The organism is Streptomyces sp. NPDC052773 (genome assembly GCF_044547145.1).
In the GTDB taxonomy this organism is placed as follows: domain Bacteria; phylum Actinomycetota; class Actinomycetes; order Streptomycetales; family Streptomycetaceae; genus Streptomyces.
This window is the reverse complement of the sequence record NZ_JBITZX010000003.1, coordinates 225,765-249,365: the sequence shown is the minus strand read 5'-3', so window position 1 is coordinate 249,365 and position 23,601 is coordinate 225,765. Positions and strand designations below refer to the sequence as shown.

Sequence of the window (23,601 nt, the reverse complement as noted above, 5' to 3'; positions counted from 1 at the left end):
GCGGCCCAGGACCGCCTCGTGGATGGGCAGGTTCACGGGTGGGACGTCTGCGTACTCGCTGCGGAACATGCGGTTCCTCCTCGCGCGGTGGCGGGGGTACGGGCTCAGTACGACTTGGGCAGGCCCAGGGTCTGGTGGGAGACGTAGTTCAGGATCATCTCCCGGCTCACGGGCGCGATACGGGCCACGCGCGCGGCCGTGATGAGGGAGGCGAGGCCGAACTCGCGGGTGAGCCCGTTGCCGCCGAGGGTGTGGACGGCCTGGTCGACGGCTTTGACGCAGGCCTCTCCGGCGGCGTACTTGGCCATGTTGGCGGCCTCGCCGGCGCCGAAGTCGTCGCCCGCGTCGTAGAGGTGGGCCGCCTTCTGCATCATCAGGCGGGCCAGTTCGAGGTCGATGTGCGCCTGGGCGAGGGGGTGGGCGATGGCCTGGTGGGCGCCGATCGGGGACTTCCAGACGGTGCGGTCGCGGGCGTACTCGACGGCCTTGGCGACGGCGTGACGGCCCATGCCGATCGCGAACGCGGCCGTCATGATCCGCTCGGGGTTGAGTCCGGCGAAGAGTTGCAGCAGGCCGGCGTCCTCGTCGCCGACGAGCGCGTCGGCGGGGAGCCGGACGTCGTCGAGGGTCAGTTCGAACTGCTTCTCGTGGGCGGCCAGCTCCATGTCGATCTTGCGGCGTTCGAAGCCGGGGGCGTCCCGGGGGACGATGAACAGGCAGGGCTTCAGGCGGCCCGTACGGGCGTCCTCGGTGCGGCCGACGATGAGGGTGGCGTCGGCGATGTCGACGCCGGAGACGAAGACCTTGCGGCCGGTGAGGAGCCAGTCGGTGCCGTCGCGGCGGGCGGTGGTGGTGATGCGGTGGCTGTTGGAGCCGGCGTCGGGTTCGGTGATGCCGAAGGCCATGAGGCGGGTGCCGTCGGCGATGCCGGGGAGCCAGGTCCGCTTCTGTTCGTCCGTGCCGAAGCGGGCGATGACCGTGCCGCAGATCGCCGGGGAGACGATCAGCATGAGGAGGGGGGCGCCCGCGGCGCCGAGTTCTTCGAGGACGATGGAGAGTTCGGTGATGCCGCCGCCTCCGCCGCCGTAGGCCTCCGGCAGGTTGACGCCGAGGTAGCCGAGTTTGCCTGCCTCGGACCAGAGTTCCCGGGGGTTGTGGTGGCGGCCGTGGCGGGTGCCGAGGGCGGCTACGGCGGATCGGAGGGCCTTGTTCTCTTCGGATTCGATGAGGGTGGTCATGGGGGTCCTTCGGTCTGCGGGTTGTCGGTGGTTTCTCGCACACACGCGGCGGAGCCGCATATCGATGCAGCCCCGCCCCCCTAGGGAGTGGAAGTCACCACGGCCAGGAGGGCACCGACCTCGACCTGCTGTCCCTCGGACACGTGCAGGACGTTCAGAGTCCCTGCCGCCGGGGCCGCGATCTGGTGCTGCATCTTCATCGCCTCCAGCCAGAGGAGGGGCTGACCGGCCCGGACGGCGGCTCCCTCGGTGAGGCCGTCGGCGATGCGGACGACCGTGCCGGGCATGGGGGCGAGCAGGGAGCCCGGGACGTGCTGCTGCGCCGGGTCGGGGAAGCGGGGCAGGGCGTGGAGGGTGGTGGCGTTGACGTGGATCCGGTCGCCGTAGCGCGCGATCGTGTACGTCCGTCGTAGGCCGTCGGTTTCGAGGACGACGAGACCGGAGTCGGCGTGCAGGACGCGTACGCCGTCGGCTTCGAGGCCGCCCGCGCGGGTGTGGCGGTAGTGGACCTCGTGTTCCTCGCCCGCCATGGCGTAGCGCTTGGTCTGCGGCTGGGAGGGCAGGTTGCGCCAGCCGCCGAAGCGGGAGCGGCCGTACGCGTCGGCGAGGGCTGCGGCGAGCGGGGCGTACGGGTCGGGGGTGGGCTCGGTCAGCTTATCCAGGTGCCGGTCGTAGAAGCCGGTGTCCATGCGGGCGGACGTGAACTCCTGGTGGCGCAGGGAGCGGACGAGGAGGTCGCGGTTGGTGACCGGGCCGTGGATCGCCGCCTCGGCCAGCGCGCCGGCGAGTTTGCGGATGGCCTCCGCGCGGGTGGGCGCGTGGGCGACGGCCTTGGCGATGAGGGGGTCGTAGTGGACGCCGATCGGGTCGCCGTCGGTGTAGCCGGTGTCGAGGCGGACGGTGTCCGGGACGGTGAGGCGGTGCAGGGTGCCGGTCTGCGGGGCCCAGCCGTTCGCCGGGTCCTCGGCGTAGAGGCGGGCCTCGACGGCGTGGCCACGCGCGCGTGGCGGGTCGTTCTCCAGGGCGTGGCCCTCGGCGACGCGGATCTGGAGGGCGACCAGGTCGATGCCGAAGACGGCTTCGGTGACGGGGTGTTCGACCTGGAGGCGGGTGTTCATCTCCAGGAAGTGGGCGGTGCCGTCGGCGACCAGGAACTCGACGGTGCCGGCGCCGGTGTAGCCGACCGCTCGGGCGGCGCGTACGGCGGTCTCGTGCAGTTCGCCGGTCAGTTCGGAAGTCAAACCCGGTGCGGGGGCTTCCTCGACGACTTTCTGGTGGCGGCGCTGGAGGGAGCAGTCGCGGGTGCCGAGCGCCCACACCGTGCCGTGGGTGTCGGCGAGGATCTGCACCTCGACGTGGCGGCCGTTCTCGACGTACGGCTCGAGGAACACCTCGTCGTCGCCGAACGCGGAGCGTGCCTCCGCGCGGGCGGCCGTCAGTTCCGCGTCGAGGTCGGCGAGGCGGCGTACGACGCGCATGCCGCGCCCGCCGCCTCCGGCCGCCGCCTTCACCAGCACGGGCAGGTCGGCCTCGGTGACCTCGCGCAGCGGGGCGAGGCCCAGCAGCTCCTTGGCGTGGGTCTTGGACGCCATGGCCTCGATGGCCTGCGGTGGCGGGCCGATCCAGACGAGGCCCGCGTCGAGAACCGCGCGGGCGAAGTCGGGGTTCTCGGAGAGGAAGCCGTAGCCGGGGTGCACGGCGTCGGCGCCGGCCGCGAGGGCGGCCTTCACGATCAGGTCGTCGCGCAGGTAGGTGTCGGCGGGGGCGGTGCCCGGGAGGCGTACGGCCGTGTCGGCCACGCGCGCGTGGAGGGCGTTTTCGTCGGCGTCGGAGTAGACCGCGACCGTCCGGATTCCCAACTCACGGCAGGTGCGGAAGATCCGGCAGGCGATCTCGCCCCGGTTGGCGACGAGTACAGAAGTGATCACGGGGTCCCTCACATCCGGAAGACGCCGAAGCCGCCGCGCACGCCCTCGAAGGGCGCGGTGTGGACGGCCGACAGGCACAGGCCGAGGACGGTGCGGGTGTCGCGCGGGTCGATGACGCCGTCGTCGTACAGCCGCCCGGACAGGAACATCGGCAGCGACTCGGACTCGATCTGCTGCTCCACCATGGCGCGCAGCGCGGCGTCGCCCTCTTCGTCGTAGGGCTGCCCCTTGGCGGCGGCCGACTGCCGGGCGACGATCGACAGGACGCCCGCGAGCTGCTGGGGGCCCATGACGGCCGATTTGGCGCTGGGCCAGGCGAAGAGGAAGCGCGGGTCGTAGGCGCGCCCGCACATGCCGTAGTGGCCGGCGCCGTAGGAGGCGCCCATCAGGACGGAGAGATGGGGCACGCGGGAGTTGCTCACCGCGTTGATCATCATCGCGCCGTGTTTGATGATGCCGCCCTGCTCGTACTCCTTGCCGACCATGTAGCCGGTGGTGTTGTGCAGGAAGACGAGCGGGATGTCGCGCTGGTTGGCGAGCTGGATGAACTGGGCGGCCTTCTGGGACTCCTGGCTGAACAGCACGCCCTGGGCGTTGGCGAGGATCCCGACCGGGTAGCCGTGCAGGCGGGCCCAGCCCGTGGCCAGGCTGGTGCCGTACAGCGGCTTGAACTCGTCGAAGTCGGAGCCGTCGACGATCCGGGCGATGACCTCGCGCGGGTCGAAGGGGGTCTTCAGGTCGCCGGGGACGATGCCCAGCAGTTCCTCCGGGTCGTACTTGGGCGGCTCGGCGGGCCCCGGATCCGGGTACGCCTTGCGGTGGTTGAGGCGGGCGACGACCCGCCGTGCCTGGCGCAGCGCGTCCGGCTCGTCGACGGCGAAGTAGTCGGCGAGGCCGGACACGCGCGCGTGCATCCCGGCGCCGCCCAGGGACTCGTCGTCGCTCTCCTCCCCGGTGGCCATCTTCACCAGCGGCGGCCCGCCGAGGAACACCTTGGCGCGCTCCTTGACCATGATCACGTGGTCGGACATGCCGGGGATGTACGCGCCGCCGGCGGTCGAGTTCCCGAAGACGACGGCGACGGTGGGGATGCCGGCGGCGGACAGCCGGGTGATGTCCCGGAAGATGGCGCCGCCGGGGATGAAGATCTCCTTCTGGGACGGCAGGTCGGCGCCCCCGGACTCCACCAGGCTGATGCTGGGCAGCCGGTTGGCGAGCGCGATGTCGTTCGCGCGGAGGGCCTTTTTCAGCGACCAGGGGTTGGAGGCGCCGCCACGCACGGTGGGGTCGTTCGCGGTGATCAGGCATTCGACGCCCTCGACGACGCCGATGCCGGTGACGAGGGAGCCGCCGACGGCGTACTCACTGCCCCAGGCGGCCAGCGGCGACAGCTCCAGGAACGGGGTGTCCGGGTCGAGCAGCAGCTCGATGCGTTCACGGGCGAGGAGCTTGCCGCGCCGCCGGTGCCGTTCGACGTACTTCTCGCCGCCGCCCGCGAGGGCCTTGGCGTGCTCGGTGTCGAGGTCGGCGAGCTTGGCGAGCATGGCCTCACGGTTCGCCGCGTAGGCGGGGTCGGTGGGGTCCAGGGAGGACGGGAGGACGGTCACAGGAGGGACTCCGGTATGTCCAGGTGGCGGGAGCGCAGCCATTCGCCGAGGGCCTTGGCCTGCGGGTCGAAGCGGTGCCGGGCGGCGACGCCCGCGCCGAGGATCCCTTCGACGACGAAGTTCAGGGCGCGCAGGTTCGGGAGGGTGTGGCGTACGACGGTCAGGCCGGCGGTCTCGGGCAACAGGTGCCGGAAGAGGCCGACGGTGAGCGTGTGGGCGAGCCAGCGCCAGCCGTCGTCCGTGCGCGCCCACACACCGACGTTGGCGTTGCCGCCCTTGTCGCCGCTGCGCGCGCCGACGACGAGCCCGAGGGGCGCGCGGCGGGTGGGTCCGGGCGGCAGGGGCTCCGGCAGGGGCGGTTCCTCGACCGGGTGCAGGGCGCGCGTGTCCTGGGGTGGGGCTACGGTGATCCGCCGCCCGTCGTGGAGGACGGCCACATGGCCGACGGCGCCCTGGGGGACGTACGCGTCCTCGAACACCCCATAGGGAGAGCCCTTTTCCGGTGGCGCGAGCACATGGAAGCCGGGGTAGCTGGCGAGGGCGAGTTCCACGGCGGCGGCCGTGAGAGGGCGCCCGACGATCTCCTGGTCGGGGTCGCGGACCACCAGCCGCAGCAGGGCGCTCGCGGTCTCCTCGGTGGGCGCGTCGGGCCGGTCGGTGCGGACGAGGTCCCAGTGGACCTCGGCGGGCGGCGACTTGGCGAGGACTCCGGCCATCTGCTCCCGTACGAGCGCCGCCTTGGCCTCGATGTCCAGGCCGGTCAGCACGAAGGTGACCTCGTTGCGGAACCCGCCGAGCCGGTTCACGCCGACCTTGAGGGAGGGCGGGGGCGCCTCCCCGCGCGCGCCGTCGATCCGCACCCGGTCGGGCCCGTCCTGGGTGAGCCGTACGGTGTCCAGCCGCGCGGTGACGTCCGGTCCGGCGTAGCGGGCGCCGCCGGTCTCGTAGAGAAGCTGCGCGGTGACCGTGCCGGTGTCGACGAATCCGCCGGTGCCGGGGTGCTTGGTGATGACGCAGGTGCCGTCGGCGTGGACCTCGGCGAGCGGGAAGCCGGGCCGCCGGACGTCTCCGTCCCCGAAGAAGGCGTAGTTGCCGCCGGTCGCCTGCGTTCCGCACTCCAGTACGTGCCCGGCGACGACGGCTCCCGCGAGCCGGTCGTGGTCCGTGGGCGCCCAGCCGAAGTGCGCGGCGGCGGGCCCGCTGACCAGCGCCGCGTCCGTCACCCGGCCCGTGACGACGATGTCGGCGCCCTCGCGCAGACAGGCGGCGACGCCGAAACCGCCGAGGTAGGCGTGGGCGGCGAGGCTGCCCGGGTACGCCGAGGTCAGGTCGTCGCCCTCGACGTGGGCGACGTGGGCGGGGACACCGAGGCGGTCGGCCAGTTTCCGTACGGCGTCGGCGAGTCCGGCGGGGTTGAGGCCGCCGGCGTTGGTGACGATCCGCACGCCCCGCTCGTGGGCGAGTCCGAGCGTGTCCTCGAGCTGCCGCAGGAACGTGCGGGCGTATCCCGCGTCCGGGTTCCTCAGCCGGTCCCGGGCGAGGATCAGCATGGTCAGCTCGGCGAGATAGTCGCCGGTGAGGACGTCGAGGTCGCCGCCGGTGAGCATCTCGCGCAGCGCGTCGAAGCGGTCGCCGTAGAAGCCGGAGGCGTTGCCGATGCGCAGCACGCTCACCGCCCGTCCCCTTTCGTCTTCTCCGGCCGTCCGCCGCCGGGCGGTCCCGCGAAGGCCTGCGCGATGTCCAGCCAGCGGTCGGCGTCCGCGCCTTCGGCGCGCAGGGCGAGGTCGGAGCGGTGCGCGCGCTGGGTGACGAGGAGGCAGAAGTCGAGGGCGGGGCCGGTGACGCGCTGCGAAGCGTCCTCGGGACCGAAGACCCACACGTCACCGCTCGGACCGGCCAGCTCGACCCGGAACGGATCGGCGGGGACGGGTACGCCGTGCACGACGTGGGCGAAGTCCCGGGTGCGGTAGCCGAGCCGGGCGATGTGGCGGAGGCGGTCGGTGGGGGCGGGGGTGACGCCGAGCGCGTCCGCGATGTCGAGTCCGTGCGCCCAGGTCTCCATCAGGCGGGCGGTGGCCATGGACGCCGCGGACATCGGCGGCCCGTACCAGGGGAAGCGGGTGCCGGCCGGGGCGGCGCGAAGGGCCCAGTCGAGGGCGGTACGGCCCTCCCGCCAGCGTTCCAGCAGCTCGGCGGGCGGAGTGCGGGCGCCCTCCTCGGCGCCCTCGTCCACGAAGGAGTCCGGTGCCGCGAGGGCCTTCTCGGCCATCGCCCGGAACCCCTCCTGGTCGGTCACCGCGAGCAGCGCGGAGTGGTCGGTCCAGGCGAGATGGGCGATCTGGTGGGCGATGGTCCAGCCGGGCGCGGGGGTAGCGAGCGCCCAGCGCTCCGGCTCCAACTCGGCCACCAGCTGGTCGAGTTCGTCGCTTTCGGCGCGGAGGTCGTCGAACACGGGCAGGGGGGTCGGGTCGGCCATGGGGGGAGCATGGCAGTGGGGGCAGAAACAAGCAAGCATGCTTGCATGAATTTCTCGGTGGGGGCGCGGGGGCGCTTCGGGGTGCCTCGGGGTGCGTCTCAGGGTCGTCTCCGGGGCATCCCGGATGGGAACGGACGGCAGCCCGGCGATGCTGGAGGCATGTTGATGCCCGCACTGTCCGTGACCGCGATGGGGCTGCTGGTGACGGTCGTTCTGATCGCCGCGCAGTGGCTGCCCTCGGCACGCGCCGCGCTCGGCGCCGTGGCCGGTGCCGTGGCCGGGGCGTGGGCCGGCTACATACTCGGCGCCCTGGCGGGCGCCGCCCTCGACGCCGCCACCGGAAACGGCTACTTCCTCGCCCTGCTCGGGCACGCCGCCGCGATACCGGGGGCGCTGGTGGGAGTGCGGCGCCTGATACGCCCCGCGGTGGCCTGACCCAGGAGGGCCGCGGCGACCTCACGCGATGTCAGGGAACCGCCGTCTCCCTCCGCCCGGGGCCGCGGAGGCGCCGCGCGACTCAGGCAACTGCCGTCTTCCTCCGCGCAGGGCGGCGGAGGCGCCGCACGACGTCAGGAAACCGCTGCCTTCCTCCGCCCCACCTGCGTCCGCACCGCACCCATGCTCGCCACGATGACCAGGGCGATGGCGAGGGCCTGGGTGGCGGTGAGGGTCTGGTCGAGCAGGAAGAAGCCGGCCGTCGCGGCGATGGCGGGTTCCAGGCTCATCAGGACCGCGAAGGTGGAGGCGGGCAGGCGGCGCAGCGCCAGGAGTTCCAGGGTGTAGGGGAGCACGGAGGAAAGGAGGGCGACCGCCGCGCCCAGGCCCAGGGTGACCGGGTCGAGGAGCTTGCCGCCGGACTCCGCGAGGCCGAGCGGGAGGAACAGCACCGCGCCCACCGCCATGGCCAGCGCGAGGCCGTCCGCCTGCGGGAAGCGGCGGCCGGTGCGGGCGCTGAAGACGATGTACGCCGCCCACATCGCGCCCGCGCCCAGCGCGAAGGCCGCGCCGATCGGGTCGAGATCACCGAAGCCTCCACCGCCGAGGAGGAAGACACCGGCGAGGGCGAGGCCCGCCCAGACGAGGTTGATCACCCGACGGGACGCGAGGACGGAGAGGGCGAGGGGGCCCAGCACCTCGAGGGTGACCGCGGGGCCCAGCGGGATGCGGTCGACGGCCTGGTAGAAGAGGCCGTTCATGGCGGCCATGGTGACGCCGAAGACGACGACCGTGCCCCAGTCGGCCCGGGAGTAGCCGCGCAGCCGGGGCCGGCAGACCACCAGCAGCACCACCGCGGCCACGGCCAGCCGCAGCGCCACCACGCCGAGCGCCCCGGCCCTCGGCATCAGCATCACGGCGAGCGCCCCGCCGAACTGCACCGAGATCCCGCCCGCGAACACCAGTCCCACGGGACCGAGCGAGCCGAAGCGGCCAGGAGTGCCGGAAGGGGCGTGGGAGGCGGCGGCGACGGAGGGGGTCGTGGCGGTCTCGGGGCTGGTCACGGGCGGTCCAGTGGCTCGGTTGCGTAGTGCTCGGTTCGAAGCGAGGAGGTTTGTTCAGCGTGATGAACTGCTCGGTCCAGGGTAATGGACTACATCAGGTGTGTGAAGCGGTTATGCCACTTACTTCTCGGCCCTCGGCGGGCCGGGCTCGGTCGATGACGACTCGGCCCAGCGCCTCACCCGGAGCCCCGCCAGGCGCCCCACCCAGCGCCTCACCCGGCGCCCGCGCCCGGCCCGTCCTCCAGTGCCTCCGCCAGCACCTCCGCCAGGTGGCGCCCGCGTACGCCGCCCAGTTGCTCCAACTGGGTCCGGCAGGAGAAGCCGTCCGCCAGGACCACCGCGCCCTCGGGTGCCGTGCGTACCGCCGGCAGCAGTTGCTCCTCCGCGCAGGCCGCCGAGACCTCGTAGTGGCCGCGTTCGAACCCGAAGTTGCCGGCGAGGCCGCAGCAGCCGCCGGACAGCTCGCCGGTGAGTCCGGCGGCGGCGCGCAGCCGGCGGTCGGGGGCGTCGCCGAGGACGGCGTGCTGGTGGCAGTGGGTCTGGCCGACGGCCGGGCGGTCGAGGCGGGGCGGGGTCCAGTCGGGGGCGAGGCGGTCCAGGGACTCGGCGAAGGTGAGGACGCGGGAGGCCAGGCGGGCGGCGCGCGGGTCGTCGGACAGCAGCTCGGGCAGGTCGGTGCGGAGCGCCGCCGCGCAGCTGGGTTCGAGGACCACGACGGGGGTGCCGGCCTCCAGCACCGGTGTCATCACGTCGAGGGTGCGGCGCATGACCGTGCGGGCGCGGTCGAGCTGGCCGGTGGAGACGTACGTCAGCCCGCAGCAGACCCGAGAGGGGCGGCGGCCCGCCGTGGGCGGCAGGGTGACGGCGAGTCCCGCCGCCTCCAGGACGCGGACCGCCGACCGGCCCACGGACGGCGAGAGATGTTCGGTGAAGGTGTCCGGCCACAGCACCACCCGCGCACCGCCCGGCACCTGCGCGGACGCCTCCCGCTTCCGCCACCACCGGCTGAACGGCTCCGTCGCCAGCGGCGGGATGTCCCGCTCCCCCGCGATCCCGGCGAGCCGTTTGCCGATCCGCGCCAGGGGCCCCACGCCGGCCAGGGCGTTGACCAGCGTCGCCGTCCGGGTCCGGTCCACCGCGCGCAGCCACTCCGGCAGGCGTCCCATGCTGTGGTGGGCGGCGGGGCGGCGCCGGCCTGCGTAGTGGTGGTGCAGGAACTCGGCCTTGTAGGTGGCCATGTCGACGCCGACCGGGCAGTCCGAGCGGCAGCCCTTGCAGGACAGGCACAGGTCGAGGGCGTCCCGCACCTCCGGCGAGCGCCAGCCGTCGGTCACCACCTCGCCGGCCAGCATCTCGTGCAGCAGCCGGGCCCGCCCCCGCGTGGAGTGCGCCTCCTCGCCGGTGACGCGGAACGACGGGCACATCACGGACGGGCCGCTCACCGTCGCCGTACGGCACTTCGCGACGCCGACGCACCGTCGTACGGCCGCGGAGAAGTCGCCGCCGTCGGCCGGGTAGCCGAACGCCACGTCGACCGGGCGGCGGGGCAGCGGGGCGAAGCGGAGGTTCTCGTCGAGGCGGGCCGGGCGGACCAGCATGCCGGGGTTGAGGAGGTCGTCCGGGTCCCAGACCGCCTTGGCCCGCTCGAAGAGCGCCACCATCTCCTGCCCGTACATCCGCGGCAGCAGTTCGGCGCGGGCCTGGCCGTCGCCGTGTTCGCCGGAGAGCGAGCCGCCGTGGGCGACGACCAACTCGGCCAGTTCCTCGGAGAAGCGGCGGAAGCGGGCCACGCCCGGCTCGGTCAGCAGGTCGAAGTCGATCCGTACGTGGATGCAGCCGTCCCCGAAGTGCCCGTACGGCGTGCCCCGCAGGCCGTGCGCGGCGAGCAGCGCCCGGAACTCCCGCAGGTACGCGCCGAGCCGCGCCGGCGGCACCGCGCAGTCCTCCCATCCCGGCCATGCCTCGCTGCCGTCCGGCATCCGGGTCGCCGTACCGCTCGCGTCCTCGCGGATGCGCCACAGCGCGTGCTGGCCGGCCGGGTCGGTCAGCACCAGCGCGTCGACGACGTCGGCGGCCCGCACGATCGCCTCCGCGCGGGCGCGGGCCTCCACCTCGGACTCGCCGCCGGTCTCCACGAACAGCCATGCCCCGCCTCCGGGCAGCGCGGCCGGCGAAGGGACCAGGTCGGCGGCCATACCCTCCACCGTCAGCGGCCCGTACGGCAGGAGTCCCGCCGCGGCCTGTGCCGCCGCGCTCTCGTCGGCGTACCCGAGCACGGCCAGGGCCCGGGCGCGCGGGGCCTCGACGAGCCGTACGACCGCCTCCGTCAGCACGCCGAGGGTGCCTTCGGAGCCGCAGAAGGAGCGGGCGACGTCGGCGCCGTTCTCGGGCAGCAGGGCGTCCAGCGCGTAACCGGAGATGCGGCGCGGGAGGTCCGGGAAGCCGGTCCGCAGCCGGGCCAACTCCCCTTCCACCAGCGCCCGCAAGCCCTCCGGCGCCCCCTCCCAGCCCTGTCCGAGCCTGAGCCGCCGCCCTCGCGCGGTGACCACCGTCAGCGCCCGCACGCTGTCCGCGGTCGTGCCCCAGGCCACCGAGTGGGAGCCGCAGGAGTTGTTTCCGATCATCCCGCCGAGGGTGCAGCGGCTGTGCGTGGAGGGGTCGGGGCCGAAGCGCAGTCCGTGCGGCGCGGCGGCCTCCTGGAGCCGGTCGAGGACGAGTCCCGGCTGGACGACGGCCGTGCGGGTCTCGGGGTCCAGGCTCAGCAGCCGGTTCATGTGCCGGGTGAAGTCCAGCACCACCCCCGTGCCCGTCGCCTGCCCCGCGATCGACGTTCCGCCGCCTCGCGCGACGACCGGCACCCCGTGCGCGCGGCACACCTCCAGCGCCGCCGCGACGTCGTCGGCGTCCCGGGGCGCGACCACTCCCAGCGGCACCCGCCGGTAGTTGGAGGCGTCCATGGTCACCAGGGCCCGCGAGGTGACGTCGAACCCGACCTCGCCCCGGACGGCGGCACGCAGACCGGCGCGCAGCTCGGCCAGGTCGGCGCGCAGCCCGGCGAGGCCGGCACGCGCCCCGGCGGGCAGACCGGCAGACAGACCGGCAGGCAGACCGGTCGTCGCACCGGCAGGCAGATCGGCTCGGGGATCCGTCATGCGTCCAGAATGCCTCCGGCCGCCGCCGGTGACGGGCCGCACGCACCCCGGAGCCGGTCTCCTGTAGATCTCCACAGGTCCAGGAGGTGGAGATCTCGTCTCATCGAACGGACACGTTTCCGCCTGATTTCCGCGAAGGGATACGCTCCGCCTCGTGGCTGAGATCCAGATTCCTGCTGACATCAAGCCCGCGGACGGTCGATTCGGCGCGGGTCCCTCCAAGGTGCGGGTGGAGGCGCTGGACGCCCTGGCCGCCACCGGTACGTCCCTGCTCGGCACCTCCCACCGCCAGGCCCCGGTCAAGAACCTGGTCGGGCAGGTGCGCGAGGGCATCCGCGAGCTGTTCCAGCTGCCCGACGGCTACGAGGTCATCCTCGGCAACGGCGGCTCCACCGCGTTCTGGGACATCGCGACCCACGGTCTGATCGAGAACAAGTCGCAGCACCTCAGCTTCGGCGAGTTCAGCTCGAAGTTCGCCAAGGCGGCCAAGCTGGCCCCGTGGCTGGCCGAGCCCACCGTCGTCTCCGCCGACCCGGGCACCCACCCGGAGGCGCGGGCGGAGGCGGGCGTGGACGTGTACGCGTTCACCCACAACGAGACCTCGACCGGTGTGGCCATGCCCATCCAGCGGGTCGAGGGCGCCGACGAGGGCGCCCTGGTCCTGGTCGACGCCACCTCCGGCGCGGGCGGTCTGCCCGTCGACATCGCCGAGACCGACGTCTACTACTTCGCCCCGCAGAAGTCCTTCGCCTCCGACGGCGGCCTGTGGATCGGCGTGTTCTCCCCGGCGGCGATCGAGCGCGCCGAGCGGATCCACGCCTCCGGCCGCCACATCCCGGAGTTCTTCTCGCTGCCGACGGCGATCGACAACTCCCGCAAGAACCAGACGTACAACACCCCGGCGCTCGCCACCCTGTTCCTGCTGAACCAGCAGCTCGAGTGGATCAACGGCCAGGGCGGCCTGGACTGGGCGGTGCGCCGCACGGCCACCTCCGCGCGGACGCTGTACGGCTGGGCCGAGGACGTGAAGTTCGCGACGCCGTTCGTCACCGACCCCGCCAAGCGCTCGGCCGTCATCGGCACCATCGACTTCACCGACGAGGTGGACGCCTCGGCCGTCGCCAAGGTGCTGCGCGCCAACGGCATCGTCGACACCGAGCCGTACCGCAAGCTCGGCCGCAACCAGCTCCGCGTCGCCATGTTCCCCGCGATCGACCCCGCGGACGTCGAGGCCCTGACCAAGTGCATCGACTACGTCATCGAGAAGCTCTGACCTTCTCGCCCGCGACACCGCACACAACGCGAAAGGGGCGCCCGGCGGACACCGGGCGCCCCTTTCGCGTATCTCCTACCCGCGCAGGATCCGCGCGTTGGGCACGAACCGAGTCCTGTCCTCCGGGGCGACGATGTCGTCCAGGTCGGTGAAGTAGAAGGACGTCGTCGTGCCGCTCAGCACCTCGAGGAGGAACTGGCCGCAGGACATGGGGTAGGCGTCCCACAGCGGACCGCGTCCCTCGTTGAGCAGGACGGTCCACTGCTCGGGCTCGGTGCCGGGCCGGACCAGCCAGTACAGGAAGTGGCCCGCGCCCTCCGCGTACGCCCAGGGCACCAGCCGCGTACCGGGCTCCTCCAGCTCGGAGGGCTTGTCCTCGCCTGCCTCCCAGAAGCCGGCGAGGATCTCCTCGCGTTCCGCGGTCTGGGCGAGCAGGTCGTACATCGGGTCCGGGCAGCCCGGTTCCAGCAGCCACAGCGTGTCGCCGAACAGCCCACCGCCGTACGTCTCGACGAGCCGCTTGTAGTCAGCGGGCAGGGTGGTGCCCAGCGCCTCCTCGACAGCGGCCCAGTCGACGACCCGGCCGCCGTCGGACGGCGGCGGGCAGAGGCGCACCAGCGATTCGTGATGTTCGGCAAGCATGCGCTCACCTTGGCACGCGGGCCCCGGACGACGCTGCGGCACCCCGGCCGGCATCCACAGCGCCGCCGGGTCCCGCAGCGCCGCCGGGTCCCGCAGCTGCCGAGGGCATCAGCAGCGCCGCCGATCCCCGCAGCGCGTCAGCGGCTGAGCCGCTGGAACCGTCGTACCGCCAGCGGCAGGAAGATCGCCGTCAGGATCAGCGGCCACAGCCCGGACATCAGCAGCGCGTGCTGTTCGACCCAGGAGTCGCCGTTGCCGGCGGGGGTGCCGAAGAGGTCGCGGGCGGCGGCGGCCGTGGAGGAGATGGGGTTCCAGGCGGCGACCCAGCCGAGCCAGTCGGGCATCAGCTGCGGGGCGACGAAGATGCTGGAGATCATCGTCAGGGGGAAGGCGACCGCGAAGAGGCCGCCCGCCGCCTCCGGATTGGGGACGATGAGGCCCAGCCAGACGCCGACCCAGATCAGCGCGAACCGCAGCCACAGCAGCAGGCCGAACGCGGCGAGGAAGCCCCAGCCGCCGTCCGGGCGCCAGCCCATGGCGAGCGCGGTCAGCATCATGATGGCCAGTTCCGCGCAGGCCACCAGGAGGTCGGTGACGCCGCGGCCCGCGACCACGGCGCTGGACGCCATGGGCATCGAGCGGAAGCGGTCGATGACGCCCTTCGTCGAGTCGTAGACCACCACCGTCGCGGTGTTGATGAAGCCGAACGCCATCGTCATGACGAACATGCCGGGCATCAGGAAGTCCTTGTAGTCCCCGCCGCCGGGCACCTGCATGGCGCTGCCGAAGACATAGCCGTACAGCAGCACCGACAGGATCGGGAAGCCCAGCTGCCAGGCTATGTTCACCGGCTGGCGCCGGTAGTGCGTCAGGCCGCGGCGCACGATGTTCCAGACGTCCGACAGCATCCAGTACGTGCGGCTGCGGGCGGGGGGCCGCGTGAGGTCCAGGGTGCTCATGCCGCCGTCTCCTCCTTCTTGGCGCGGTGTCCGGTCAGGCGCAGGAACACGTCGTCGAGGCTGGGCCTGCGCAGCCCGATGTCCTCGACCCGCACGCCCTCGTCCTGGAGGGTGCGGGCGACCTCGGTGAGGGCCGCGACCCGGTCGGTGACGGGCGCGTGCACGCGCAGCTCGGTCTCGTCGGCCTCCGGTTCGCCGTCCGAGACCCGCGCGACCACCTTCACCACGCGCGGGATGTCCGCCCGGTCGGCGGCCACGACCTCGATGCGGTCGCCGCCGACCCGGTCCTTCAGGCCGTCCGGGGTGTCGTCGGCGATGGCGCGGCCCTGGTCGATGACGGTGATGCGGGAGGCCAGCTTGTCGGCCTCCTCCAGATACTGGGTGGTCAGCAGGACCGTGGTGCCGTCGGCCACCAGCGCCCGCACCGACTCCCAGACCTCGCCCCGGCTCCTCGGGTCCAGTCCCGTCGTCGGCTCGTCGAGGAAGAGCACGGCCGGGGCGAGGATCATCGACGCGGCCAGGTCGAGGCGGCGGCGCATACCGCCGCTGTAGCCGCCGACGCCCTTGTCGGCGGCGTCGGTCAGGTCGAACTGTTCGAGCAGCTCGGTCGCGCGCAGCTTGGCCCGCTTGCCGCCGAGGTGGAACAGCCGGCCGAACATCTCCAGGTTCTGCCGGCCGGTCAGCACCTCGTCCACCGCCGCGTACTGACCGGTGAGCCCGATCCTGGCGCGCACCTCGCGCGCCTGCCGGGCCACGTCGAGGCCGGCCACCGTCGCCCGTCCGCCGTCGAGGCGGATCAGCGTGGACAGGATGCGCACGGCGGTGGTCTTGCCGGCGCCGTTCGGCCCGAGCAGGCCGTGCACGGTGCCCTCGCGGACGGCCAGGTCGAAGCCGTCGAGGGCGCGCTTCTCGCCGTACCGCTTCTCCAGCCCCTCGGCGTGTACCGCGTAACCGTCCATCTCCCCATGTCCTCCCGTCGTCCCCACAACTGCTTACACCGTACCCGATTACACGTACGCCGTAAGCAGTTTTTTGCGCGGGGACATAAGCTGAGGTCATGACGAGCGGCGGCAACGGAATGACCGACACCAGCGGCAGCGGCGACATCGTCCGCACCCTGGAACTGCTCTGGGACACCGGGCGACGCCCGAGCCGGGGCCCCAAGCCCGCCCTCACCCTCGACCAGATCGTGGAAGCCGCCGTCCGGGTCGCGGACGCCGAGGGACTGGAGGCGGTCTCCATGCGCCGCGTCGGCGCCGAACTGGGCACCGGCGCGATGTCGCTCTACCGCTACGTCCCCGGCAAAGCCGAGCTGCTCGACCTCATGCTGGACCGCGTCCAGCGCCCCGGCGAGAACTTCGAAGGCCTCGGCGACGGCGACTGGCGCTCCGCCCTCGACGCCATGGCCCGTGCCTCCCTCGCCCTCTACCGCCGCCACCCCTGGCTGCTCCAGGTCAACCAGTCCCGGCCGATCCTCGGCCCGAGCGCCCTCGACAGCATGGAGCTGATGCTGGGGCGCATCCGGCCCATGGGGCTGAGCGATCCCGAGCTGGTCTCGGTGATCATCCTGATCGACTCGTACGTCGTCGGCGCCGCGCGCACCCAGGTCTACCAGGAGGAGGCCGAGCGCCGCACCGGGCTGACCACCACCGAGTTCTTCGAGGCGCAGGTGCCGGTCCTGGAGAAGGTCATGACGCCCGACCGCTACCCGATCATGGCCAACCTCTCCGAGGACACCTGGAGCCCCGACTTCGACCACTTCGAGTTCGGACTGCAACGGATCCTCGACGGCCTGGACGTGTTCGTGTCACAACGGGCGCGGGAGCGCACTGGGGACGCCTAGGCTCCCGTTGCCGGCGTTTCACGGGGAACCGCCGGTTCAGGGAGGGGAACCCACCACATGGCATTTCGCACGTTCCTGCGCACGCTCGGCGCCGGCGCCCCGTCCGTGGACACCGTCGTCACCACCGACCCGATCCGGCCCGGCACCCCGCTGCGCTGTGAGGTCACCGTGCACGGCGGCGGCGCGGACCTGGACGTGGAGCGGCTGCGGCTCGAACTCGTCGTCCGCGCGGAGGACCTGGAGCCCGACGGCTCCACCGGCTGGACCAGGCCGTACGTCGTCTCCACCGCGACCGGCGGCCCCTTCCGGCTGCCGGCCGGCGGCACCGTCGTCCGCCATGTGGCCCTCGACGTGCCTTGGGAGATGCCCCTGACGCACGCGCGCGGCACGCGGCTGGCCGGCAGCCGGGTCGCGGTGCGCACCGAACTCGCCGTCGACAGCGCGGTGGACCAGGGCGACTTCGACGAGGTCGAGGTGCACGCGCTGCCGTCCCAGGACCTCGTCTTCCAGGTCTACGAGGACCTGGGCTTCCGCTTCCGCGAGTCGGAGGTGAAGCTCGGCGCGCAGCCGTGGCCGGACCGGATGAAGGACCGCCGTACCGCCCCCTTCTGGCAGGAGCTCGACTTCCACTTCCCCGCCTCCTGGAACCGGGGCGCGCAGGAGCTGGAGACGGTCCTCATCACCCGCCCCGACGCGATCGACGTCCACCCGGGCGGCTACCCGCCGGTGACGCTGCCCGCCGGCGAGCCCGACCGCGCGGCGTGGACGCGGGCGATCGAGGAGCACATCCGCTCCTACTGGACCTGACGGTCCCCTGCCGAGCCCGGCACGCCACCGCGCCCGGCACGCCAACTCCCCCCGAACCCCTACTTCTTCCGCCGCAACCGGCTCAGCCCCAGCAGCGCGGCGGCGGCCACGGCGACGGCGAGGACGCCCTTCCCGGCGCTCACGCCGGCGCCGCCCTTGTCGTCCTCCGAGTCCGCACCACCCGCGCCCTCCGGCGACTTGGAGCCCGCCGCGCCGCCGCCTCCCGGCACCTCCCCGGGCTCCACGGAACTCTCCGAGCCCTCCGCGCCGTACATCAGCTTCGACCCGTCGGCGGTGTAGGTGACGGACTCGCCCTGCCCCAGGAACGGCACGCTGAGCCGCCCGGTCTTCTTCAGCCTGCCGCCGTTCCAGTCGTACGCGATGGCCCCGAAGTAGCTGCGGACGACGAGCTGTTCGCCGTCCGGGGACAGCGCGGCGTCGGTGGCCTCCAGATCGGGGACGGCGGCGATCGGCCTGAACACGTTGGTGCCGGAGGCGGAAAGCTCGGCCGGCCCCTGGTAGAGGCGCCCGCCCTTCTCGTTCTTGTCGACGATGTAGACGCGCCCCGTCTTCGGGTGCACCACCAGCGACTCGGCGTCCCGCGCCCCGTCCGAGTACGTCACCACGTACTGCGTCGCCCGCACGGTCTGATCCCGCAGGGTCTTCGGCTCGGGCAGCCGGTAGATCCAGACGTGGTCCCAGCTGCCGCCGAGGTTGTCGCCGATGTCGCCGACGTAGATCCGGTCGTCCGGTCCGATGGAGATCGCCTCGACGTCGCGCGGGGCGCCCACGCCGGTGAGCGAGAGGGTGGCGAGCGTGTCGCCCGTCCTGCCGTCCACGGCGTACAGATACGCGCCGTCGTCGCTGTCGTTGTGGGTCCAGTAGACGCCCGGGTGCTGCCGGGAGGCGGCCAGGCCGCTGGACTCCGTGATGCGCGGGTCCTTGATGGTGAACCCCTCGTCAGCGTCGGCGGCGGAGGCGGGCGGTTGGGCGAGCGCGCCCGTGAGGAGGGCCGCAGCGAGGAGCACGAACGTTCGGCGCATGCCCCAAGACTGGCACGACCGGGGCGTGGCGGGCCTCACACCCCGTGCCGAGCGCGGCCGCCGCGCCGATCGTCCATCATGAGCGGATGCTCAGGTTCATGCCGGTAGGCGACTCGATGACCATCGGCAGCGCGGGCGAACACACGTGGCGGCACCGCATGTGGCAGCACCTGCGCGCGACGTACGGCGGCCAGTTCACGCTGGTCGGCCCGCGCGAGACGCTGTACGACAAGTCCGCCGACGCCCCCACGTCGTACGCCTACGCCGACCCGGACTTCCCCCGCGCCCACCTGGCCGGCTGGGGCGAGGGCTGGCTGCACATGGCCCCGCTGATCGGGGACGCGGTGCGCGAGACCCGCGCGGACGTGCTGCTGGTCTCCCTCGGCCTCATAGACCTGGGCTTCTACACCAACGCCGAGCAGACGGCGCAGAACGTCCACGCGTTCGTGGCCGCGGCCCGCGAGGCCAGGCCGCGCATACGGATGGTGATACTGCCGGTGATCCCCAACGTGCGCGCCCAGCAGGACCCCCCGTTCGCCGAGCAGGTCGCGCGCTTCAACGAACTGCTGGGCAAGGCGGTCGCCGACCTGGACACCCCCCGCTCCCCCCTGCTCCTCGCCTCGCCCCCGGCCGGGTGGGACATCCACCGCGACACCTACGACGGCACGCACCCGAACGCGAGCGGCGAGCACCGGATCGCGGGCGCGTTCGCGGAGGCGATGTGGCAGGGATGGGGGCTCGGCGGGGAATACGGCGCGTAACCGGTCGGCCGTTCGTATCGTTGTACTGCGCGGCCGCACCCGTTCGAGGGGCGGTCGGGGAGGAGCGCCACGATGACCGTCCTTGAAGACAGGATCGAGATGGCCGACGTAAGCGGCGAGCTAACCCTCGACGTCATGTTCGAGTGGCTGGAGAAGCTGCCCATCCCCGAGGGAACCAAGGTAGAGATCGTCGGGGGAAACGTCTTCATGTCACCGCAACGCCAGACCCACTTCGAGATCATCTACGGGATCCTGGAGCAGTTGCGCGACAGGTATCCGCTCAAGCGGCTGGCGTCGGACGTGCGGATCGACTTCCCCGGCCACCTCAACGGCTTCGCGTGCGACGTGGCGGCGATGGCCGAGCGATCGGTGAAGGACGGCCAGGGCCGCTGGCGCTACCAGGACGTCGAGTTCGTGGCCGAGGTCATTTCCAAGGACACGGCGGGGAACGACTACGGCCCCAAGAAGACCGCCTACGCCACCGCCGGGGTTCCCGTCTACCTCATCGTCGATCCCTACCAGGGCCGCTGCCACGTCCACACCGACCCCAAGGACGGCGAGTACGTCGTCGAGATGACCGCCCTGTTCGGCAAGGACCTCGACCTTTCCCGCACCGTCGTCAACCTCACCCTCAAGACCGACGAGTTCCCCCGCGACTGACCCCCCTTGCTTCGAGCGCACTTCAAGTCGTTGGCTAGACGCTCATGGAGTACACGCAGCTCGGACGCACCGGACTCAAGGTCAGCCGCCTCGTCCTCGGCACCATGAACTTCGGCCCGCAGACCGACGAGGCCGACAGCCACACCATCATGGACGCCGCCCTGGACGCGGGCATCAACTTCTTCGACACCGCGAACGTGTACGGCTGGGGGGAGAACAAGGGCCGCACCGAGCGGATCATCGGCAGCTGGTTCGCCAAGGGCGGCGGACGCCGCGACAAGGTGGTCCTGGCCACCAAGGTGTACGGCAACATGGGCGCCGACGGCAGCCCCGCCTGGCCCAACCACGACAAGCTCTCCGCGCTGAACATCCGCCGCGCGGTCGACGCCAGCCTCCAGCGCCTCGGCACCGACTACATCGACCTCTACCAGTTCCACCACATCGACCGGTCCACCCCGTTCGACGAGATCTGGCAGGCCATCGACGTCCTGGTGCAGCAGGGCAAGATCCTCTACGCCGGCTCCAGCAACTTCCCCGGCTACAAGATCGCCCAGGCCAACGAGACCGCCGCGCGGCGCGGCTCGCTCGGGCTCGTCAGCGAGCAGTGCCTGTACAACCTGTTCGAGCGGAGCGCCGAGATGGAGGTCATCCCGGCCGCGCAGGACTACGGCCTCGGCGTCATCCCGTGGTCGCCGCTGCACGGCGGACTGCTCGGCGGCGTCCTCCGCAAGGAGAGCGAGGGCAAGCGCCGCGCCTCGGGACGCGCCGCGGAGACCCTCGCCGACCCGGCGGCACGGGCGCGGATCCAGTCGTACGAGGACCTGCTCGACAAGCACGGCCTGGAGCCCGGCGAGGCGGCCCTGGCCTGGCTCCTCACCCGCCCCGGCGTGACGGGCCCGATCGTCGGCCCGCGCACCGTGGAGCAACTGGAGTCGGCGCTGCGGGCCATGGAGCTGGACCTCTCCGAGGACCTGCTGACCGCCCTGGACGAGATCTTCCCGGGGCCGGGCCCGAGCCCGGAGGCCTTTGCCTGGTGACCCGGGGCCGTCGCCTGTAGCACCCACGTGAAGGGCGCGGAGCCGCACCCGTATGCGGCTCCGCCGCCTGGGCGCGACCGGCCGCGGACGGCCCGCCGCCGACCGGCGGCAGGGGCCCCGCCGCTAGCCGCCCAGCGCCGAGGCGACCGCGACGACGACGAACATCAACACAAGCGCACCGGCCATGATCCGGTTCCGGGTTTTCGGGTCCACGTATCGAGCCTAACCGGCCCCGCCCAGCGCCCAGCGGGCGACCGTCTCGTAGCGCGGCTGCTCCCCCGGCGTCCCGGAGCGCGGCAGGTTGCTGCGGACCAGGGTCAGCTCGGTGACGGTCCAGGTACGGCCGGCGAACGTGCCCAGGGCCTCGACGTACGGCCGTACGTCCACCGCCGAGCGGCTGCGGGCCACGGTCACGTGCGCCTTGTACCGCCGGTGCTCGCCCATGGGGACCCCGGCCTTGCGGGCCGCCGCCTCCGCGCGGTCGGCCAGCAGCCGCAGGGTCGCGACATCGCCGTCCGCGCCGGTCCACAGCGCCCGCCCGTGCCCGAACTGGCCGCCGCCGCGCAACGCCAGCCGGAACGGCTCGGTGCGGTGCGCGGCGCGCTCCAGGCGGACGGACAGGTCGGGGACCAGGGCCTCGTCGACCTCGCCGTAGAAGGCGAGGGTGAAGTGCCAGCCGGGGCGCCCGGTCCACCGCAGCCCGTCCGCGCCGGGCAGCTTCCGCAACGCGGCGACCTCGGCGGCCAGCTCCCCGGCGACGTCGTCCGGCGGCAGCACGGCGGCGAAAAGTCTCATACGGCCACCCTGGCACAGGGCGCACCGGGCGTCCGGGGGTTCCGGCGGGCCGGGGTGTGCGGGGGGGGGAGTTCCGGCGGGCCGGGCGTGCGGGGGTTCCGGCGGGCCGGGGTGTGCGGGGGGGGGAGTTCCGGCGGGCCGGGCGTGCGGGGGTTCCGGCGGGCCGGGTGTGCCGGGGGATCCCGCGGGCCCGGCATGCCGGGGGGACCCAGCGTCCCGGGTATCCCGCGGACCCAGCGTCCCGGGTATCCCGCGGACCGGGCGACCCGGGTATCCCGCGTCGGGGCCCGCCGGACCTCCACGGCCGCGCGGCCGAGACCGCCACGGCCGCCCGACTGAGCCCGGCGCGGCGACAGGCCGCAGCCCGGCGCCGCCCCGGTCAGGACCGGGCGGACCCGCTCAGACCGGGGCAGGCCCGCTCGGCCTGCTCAGAACAGGTCAGGCCCCCTCAGGCCCCCTCAGGCCCGCTCAGGCCCGATCAGACCAGGTCAGGCCCGCTCACGCCCGGTGCGGCGTCACGCCGCGGTCGCCAGCCGCTCCCGCTCGCGCGGGACGAAGCGGACCGTGGGGTGGCCGTGGTGCCAGCCGATGGCGAGGCGCAGGCCGCCCGTGCGGGCCAGGACGAGGCCGATCACGGCGGCGGCCAGCGCGGCGATCGCTCCGCCGGCGGCGAGGCCGACGCGCGCGCCGTAGGTGTCGGTGATCCAGCCGACGATCGGGGCGCCGACCGGGGAGCCGCCGAGGAAGACCATCATGTAGAAGGCCATCACCCGGCCGCGCATGGCGGGGTCGGTCGCCATCTGGATGCCGGTGTTGGCGGTGACGTTCACCGTCATGCCGAAGATGCCGAGCGGGACCATCAGCGCCGCGAACATCCACAGCTGCGGCGTCACGGCGGCGACGATCTCCACCGCGCCGAACACCATCGCCGCCGCGCTCAGCACCCGCAGCCGGGCCGTGCCGCGCCGGGCGGCGAGCAGGGCGCCGGTGACGGAGCCGACCGCCATCAGGGTGTTGAACAGGCTGTAGGTGCCGGCACCGGCGTGGAAGACGTCGTCGGCGAAGGCGGAGAGGTAGACGGGGAAGTTGAAGGCGAAGGTGCCGACGAAGCCGACCAGCACGATCGGCCAGATCAGCTCGGGCCGCCCGGCGACGTAGCGCACGCCCTCGCGGAGCTGGCCCTTGCCGCGCGGGGCGCGCTCGACGGCGTGCAGTTCGCGGGAGCGCATCAGCAGCAGCCCGGCGATCGGCGCGACGAAGGACAGCCCGTTGAGCAGGAACGCCCAGCCGGTGCCGACGCCGGTGATCAGCAGGCCCGCGACGGCGGGGCCGACCAGGCGGGCGGACTGGAAGTTCGCCGAGTTCAGGCTGACCGCGTTCTGGAGCCCGCCGGGACCGACCAGCTCGCTGACGAACGACTGGCGGGCCGGGTTGTCGACGACCGTGGCGAGACCGACGGCGAAGGCGGCGACGTACACGTGCCACACCTGGACGTGGCCGGTCAGGGTGAGCGCGGCGAGCGCGAGGCCGGTGACGGCCATGGCGGACTGGGTGACCAGCAGGGTGGGCCGCTTCGGCAGGCGGTCGACGAGGACGCCGCCGTAGAGGCCGAAGAGCAGCATCGGAAGGAACTGGAGCGCCGTGGTGACGCCGACGGCGGTGGCGGAGCCGGTGAGGCTGAGCACCAGCCAGTCCTGGGCGATGCGCTGCATCCAGGTGCCGGTGTTGGAGACGACCTGTCCCATGAAGTACAGGCGGTAGTTCCTGATCTTCAGGGAGCTGAACATGGAGGCCTTGCGCGGGGCCTCGGTGGCGGATGAGGTGTCGTGGGTGGTCGGTGCGGGGGCGGAGTCTGCTCCGGATCCCGTACTCAAAAGGGTT

Annotated in this window: 20 protein-coding genes; 7 read left to right on the top strand and 13 right to left on the bottom strand. The window is 72.8% G+C overall.

The genetic code is table 11. The features are described 5' to 3' along the window. Window positions 1-104: 104 nt before the first annotated feature. From ACIG0D_RS09080 to ACIG0D_RS09060, 5 genes are all read right to left on the bottom strand, one after another. On the bottom strand, window positions 105-1,238 hold the full coding sequence (locus ACIG0D_RS09080) for an acyl-CoA dehydrogenase family protein (RefSeq protein WP_399797547.1): 1,134 nt from the start codon (window positions 1,236-1,238) through the stop codon (window positions 105-107). An 80-nt stretch (window positions 1,239-1,318) separates the two neighbouring features. Next, window positions 1,319-3,166, bottom strand: coding sequence for a biotin carboxylase N-terminal domain-containing protein (locus tag ACIG0D_RS09075; protein WP_399797544.1), 1,848 nt, complete (start codon window positions 3,164-3,166; stop codon window positions 1,319-1,321). Between the two features lie 8 nt (window positions 3,167-3,174). Next, window positions 3,175-4,773, bottom strand: a complete 1,599-nt coding sequence (locus tag ACIG0D_RS09070) for an acyl-CoA carboxylase subunit beta (protein WP_399797541.1) — start codon at window positions 4,771-4,773, stop codon at window positions 3,175-3,177. Further along, a complete protein-coding gene (locus ACIG0D_RS09065) occupies window positions 4,770-6,446 on the bottom strand; it encodes an acyclic terpene utilization AtuA family protein (RefSeq protein WP_399797539.1) in 1,677 nt (558 codons plus the stop codon). Before ACIG0D_RS09065 ends, ACIG0D_RS09070 begins: the two co-directional genes overlap by 4 nt. After that, on the bottom strand, window positions 6,443-7,249 hold the full coding sequence (locus ACIG0D_RS09060; protein ID WP_399797536.1) for a TIGR03084 family metal-binding protein: 807 nt from the start codon (window positions 7,247-7,249) through the stop codon (window positions 6,443-6,445). Before ACIG0D_RS09060 ends, ACIG0D_RS09065 begins: the two co-directional genes overlap by 4 nt. A gap of 159 nt (window positions 7,250-7,408) precedes the next feature. Between ACIG0D_RS09060 and ACIG0D_RS09055 the strand changes: the two genes are divergently transcribed. Further along, complete coding sequence (locus ACIG0D_RS09055) at window positions 7,409-7,684, top strand: hypothetical protein (protein WP_399797533.1); 276 nt, start codon at window positions 7,409-7,411, stop codon at window positions 7,682-7,684. Window positions 7,685-7,818: 134 nt separating this feature from the next. On the opposite strand, the gene ACIG0D_RS09050 is transcribed toward ACIG0D_RS09055, so the two are convergent. Together ACIG0D_RS09050 and ACIG0D_RS09045 are read right to left on the bottom strand one after the other, a co-directional pair. Then, window positions 7,819-8,748 (bottom strand): EamA family transporter, encoded by a 930-nt coding sequence (locus ACIG0D_RS09050; RefSeq protein ID WP_399797530.1) that lies wholly within the window; start codon window positions 8,746-8,748, stop codon window positions 7,819-7,821. Window positions 8,749-8,960: 212 nt separating this feature from the next. Continuing rightward, the gene (locus ACIG0D_RS09045; protein WP_399797527.1) at window positions 8,961-11,900 is read right to left on the bottom strand and encodes an FAD-binding and (Fe-S)-binding domain-containing protein; all 2,940 of its coding nucleotides are present in this window, start codon (window positions 11,898-11,900) and stop codon (window positions 8,961-8,963) included. Window positions 11,901-12,054: 154 nt separating this feature from the next. On the opposite strand from ACIG0D_RS09045, the gene serC reads away from it, so the two are divergent. Then, complete coding sequence (gene serC, locus ACIG0D_RS09040) at window positions 12,055-13,173, top strand: phosphoserine transaminase (protein ID WP_399797525.1); 1,119 nt, start codon at window positions 12,055-12,057, stop codon at window positions 13,171-13,173. Between the two features lie 75 nt (window positions 13,174-13,248). On the opposite strand, the gene ACIG0D_RS09035 is transcribed toward serC, so the two are convergent. The 3 genes from ACIG0D_RS09035 to ACIG0D_RS09025 form a co-directional block, all read right to left on the bottom strand. Further along, on the bottom strand, window positions 13,249-13,815 hold the full coding sequence (locus tag ACIG0D_RS09035) for an SMI1/KNR4 family protein (protein WP_399797522.1): 567 nt from the start codon (window positions 13,813-13,815) through the stop codon (window positions 13,249-13,251). 137 nt (window positions 13,816-13,952) lie between these two features. Then, window positions 13,953-14,774: an ABC transporter permease gene (locus ACIG0D_RS09030; RefSeq protein ID WP_399797519.1), complete on the bottom strand. Its 822-nt coding sequence runs from the start codon at window positions 14,772-14,774 to the stop codon at window positions 13,953-13,955. After that, window positions 14,771-15,733, bottom strand: coding sequence for an ATP-binding cassette domain-containing protein (locus ACIG0D_RS09025; protein ID WP_399797517.1), 963 nt, complete (start codon window positions 15,731-15,733; stop codon window positions 14,771-14,773). The genes ACIG0D_RS09030 and ACIG0D_RS09025 overlap by 4 nt, the downstream gene beginning before the upstream one ends. A gap of 98 nt (window positions 15,734-15,831) precedes the next feature. On the opposite strand from ACIG0D_RS09025, the gene ACIG0D_RS09020 reads away from it, so the two are divergent. Together ACIG0D_RS09020 and ACIG0D_RS09015 are read left to right on the top strand one after the other, a co-directional pair. After that, a complete protein-coding gene (locus ACIG0D_RS09020) occupies window positions 15,832-16,617 on the top strand; it encodes a TetR/AcrR family transcriptional regulator (RefSeq protein ID WP_399797514.1) in 786 nt (261 codons plus the stop codon). A 57-nt stretch (window positions 16,618-16,674) separates the two neighbouring features. After that, window positions 16,675-17,424: a sporulation protein gene (locus ACIG0D_RS09015; RefSeq protein ID WP_399797512.1), complete on the top strand. Its 750-nt coding sequence runs from the start codon at window positions 16,675-16,677 to the stop codon at window positions 17,422-17,424. 59 nt (window positions 17,425-17,483) lie between these two features. On the opposite strand, the gene ACIG0D_RS09010 is transcribed toward ACIG0D_RS09015, so the two are convergent. Further along, window positions 17,484-18,467, bottom strand: a complete 984-nt coding sequence (locus ACIG0D_RS09010; RefSeq protein WP_399797509.1) for a WD40 repeat domain-containing protein — start codon at window positions 18,465-18,467, stop codon at window positions 17,484-17,486. An 86-nt stretch (window positions 18,468-18,553) separates the two neighbouring features. Here ACIG0D_RS09010 and ACIG0D_RS09005 point away from each other — a divergent pair, with 86 nt between their 5' ends. The 3 genes from ACIG0D_RS09005 (at window position 18,554) to ACIG0D_RS08995 (ending at window position 20,925) form a co-directional block, all read left to right on the top strand. Next, a complete protein-coding gene (locus tag ACIG0D_RS09005; protein ID WP_399797506.1) occupies window positions 18,554-19,228 on the top strand; it encodes a GDSL-type esterase/lipase family protein in 675 nt (224 codons plus the stop codon). 72 nt (window positions 19,229-19,300) lie between these two features. Beyond that, a complete protein-coding gene (locus ACIG0D_RS09000; RefSeq protein ID WP_399797504.1) occupies window positions 19,301-19,888 on the top strand; it encodes a Uma2 family endonuclease in 588 nt (195 codons plus the stop codon). 44 nt (window positions 19,889-19,932) lie between these two features. Next, a complete protein-coding gene (locus tag ACIG0D_RS08995) occupies window positions 19,933-20,925 on the top strand; it encodes an aldo/keto reductase (RefSeq protein ID WP_399797501.1) in 993 nt (330 codons plus the stop codon). A gap of 222 nt (window positions 20,926-21,147) precedes the next feature. Here the strand turns inward: ACIG0D_RS08995 and thpR are convergent, their stop codons facing one another. Then, entirely contained in the window at window positions 21,148-21,720 is a 573-nt protein-coding gene (gene thpR, locus ACIG0D_RS08990; protein ID WP_399797499.1) for an RNA 2',3'-cyclic phosphodiesterase, read from the bottom strand. A 515-nt stretch (window positions 21,721-22,235) separates the two neighbouring features. After that, entirely contained in the window at window positions 22,236-23,594 is a 1,359-nt protein-coding gene (locus ACIG0D_RS08985; RefSeq protein WP_399797496.1) for an MFS transporter, read from the bottom strand. Between the last annotated feature and the right edge of the window lie 7 nt (window positions 23,595-23,601).

Bases quoted from the DNA above. Each gene is read 5' to 3' on its own strand.
- ACIG0D_RS09055 (WP_399797533.1), top strand. From the start codon at position 7,409: ATGTTGATGCCCGCACTGTCCGTGACCGCGATGGGGCTGCTGGTGACG.
- thpR (WP_399797499.1), bottom strand. From the start codon at position 21,720: ATGAGACTTTTCGCCGCCGTGCTGCCGCCGGACGACGTCGCCGGGGAG.
- ACIG0D_RS09010 (WP_399797509.1), bottom strand. From the start codon at position 18,467: ATGCGCCGAACGTTCGTGCTCCTCGCTGCGGCCCTCCTCACGGGCGCG.
- ACIG0D_RS09060 (WP_399797536.1), bottom strand. From the start codon at position 7,249: ATGGCCGACCCGACCCCCCTGCCCGTGTTCGACGACCTCCGCGCCGAA.
- ACIG0D_RS09035 (WP_399797522.1), bottom strand. From the start codon at position 13,815: ATGCTTGCCGAACATCACGAATCGCTGGTGCGCCTCTGCCCGCCGCCG.
- ACIG0D_RS09005 (WP_399797506.1), top strand. From the start codon at position 18,554: ATGCTCAGGTTCATGCCGGTAGGCGACTCGATGACCATCGGCAGCGCG.
- ACIG0D_RS09025 (WP_399797517.1), bottom strand. From the start codon at position 15,733: ATGGACGGTTACGCGGTACACGCCGAGGGGCTGGAGAAGCGGTACGGC.
- ACIG0D_RS09030 (WP_399797519.1), bottom strand. From the start codon at position 14,774: ATGAGCACCCTGGACCTCACGCGGCCCCCCGCCCGCAGCCGCACGTAC.
- ACIG0D_RS09000 (WP_399797504.1), top strand. From the start codon at position 19,301: ATGACCGTCCTTGAAGACAGGATCGAGATGGCCGACGTAAGCGGCGAG.
- ACIG0D_RS09045 (WP_399797527.1), bottom strand. From the start codon at position 11,900: ATGACGGATCCCCGAGCCGATCTGCCTGCCGGTGCGACGACCGGTCTG.
- ACIG0D_RS09080 (WP_399797547.1), bottom strand. From the start codon at position 1,238: ATGACCACCCTCATCGAATCCGAAGAGAACAAGGCCCTCCGATCCGCC.
- ACIG0D_RS08995 (WP_399797501.1), top strand. From the start codon at position 19,933: ATGGAGTACACGCAGCTCGGACGCACCGGACTCAAGGTCAGCCGCCTC.
- ACIG0D_RS09020 (WP_399797514.1), top strand. From the start codon at position 15,832: ATGACGAGCGGCGGCAACGGAATGACCGACACCAGCGGCAGCGGCGAC.
- ACIG0D_RS09015 (WP_399797512.1), top strand. From the start codon at position 16,675: ATGGCATTTCGCACGTTCCTGCGCACGCTCGGCGCCGGCGCCCCGTCC.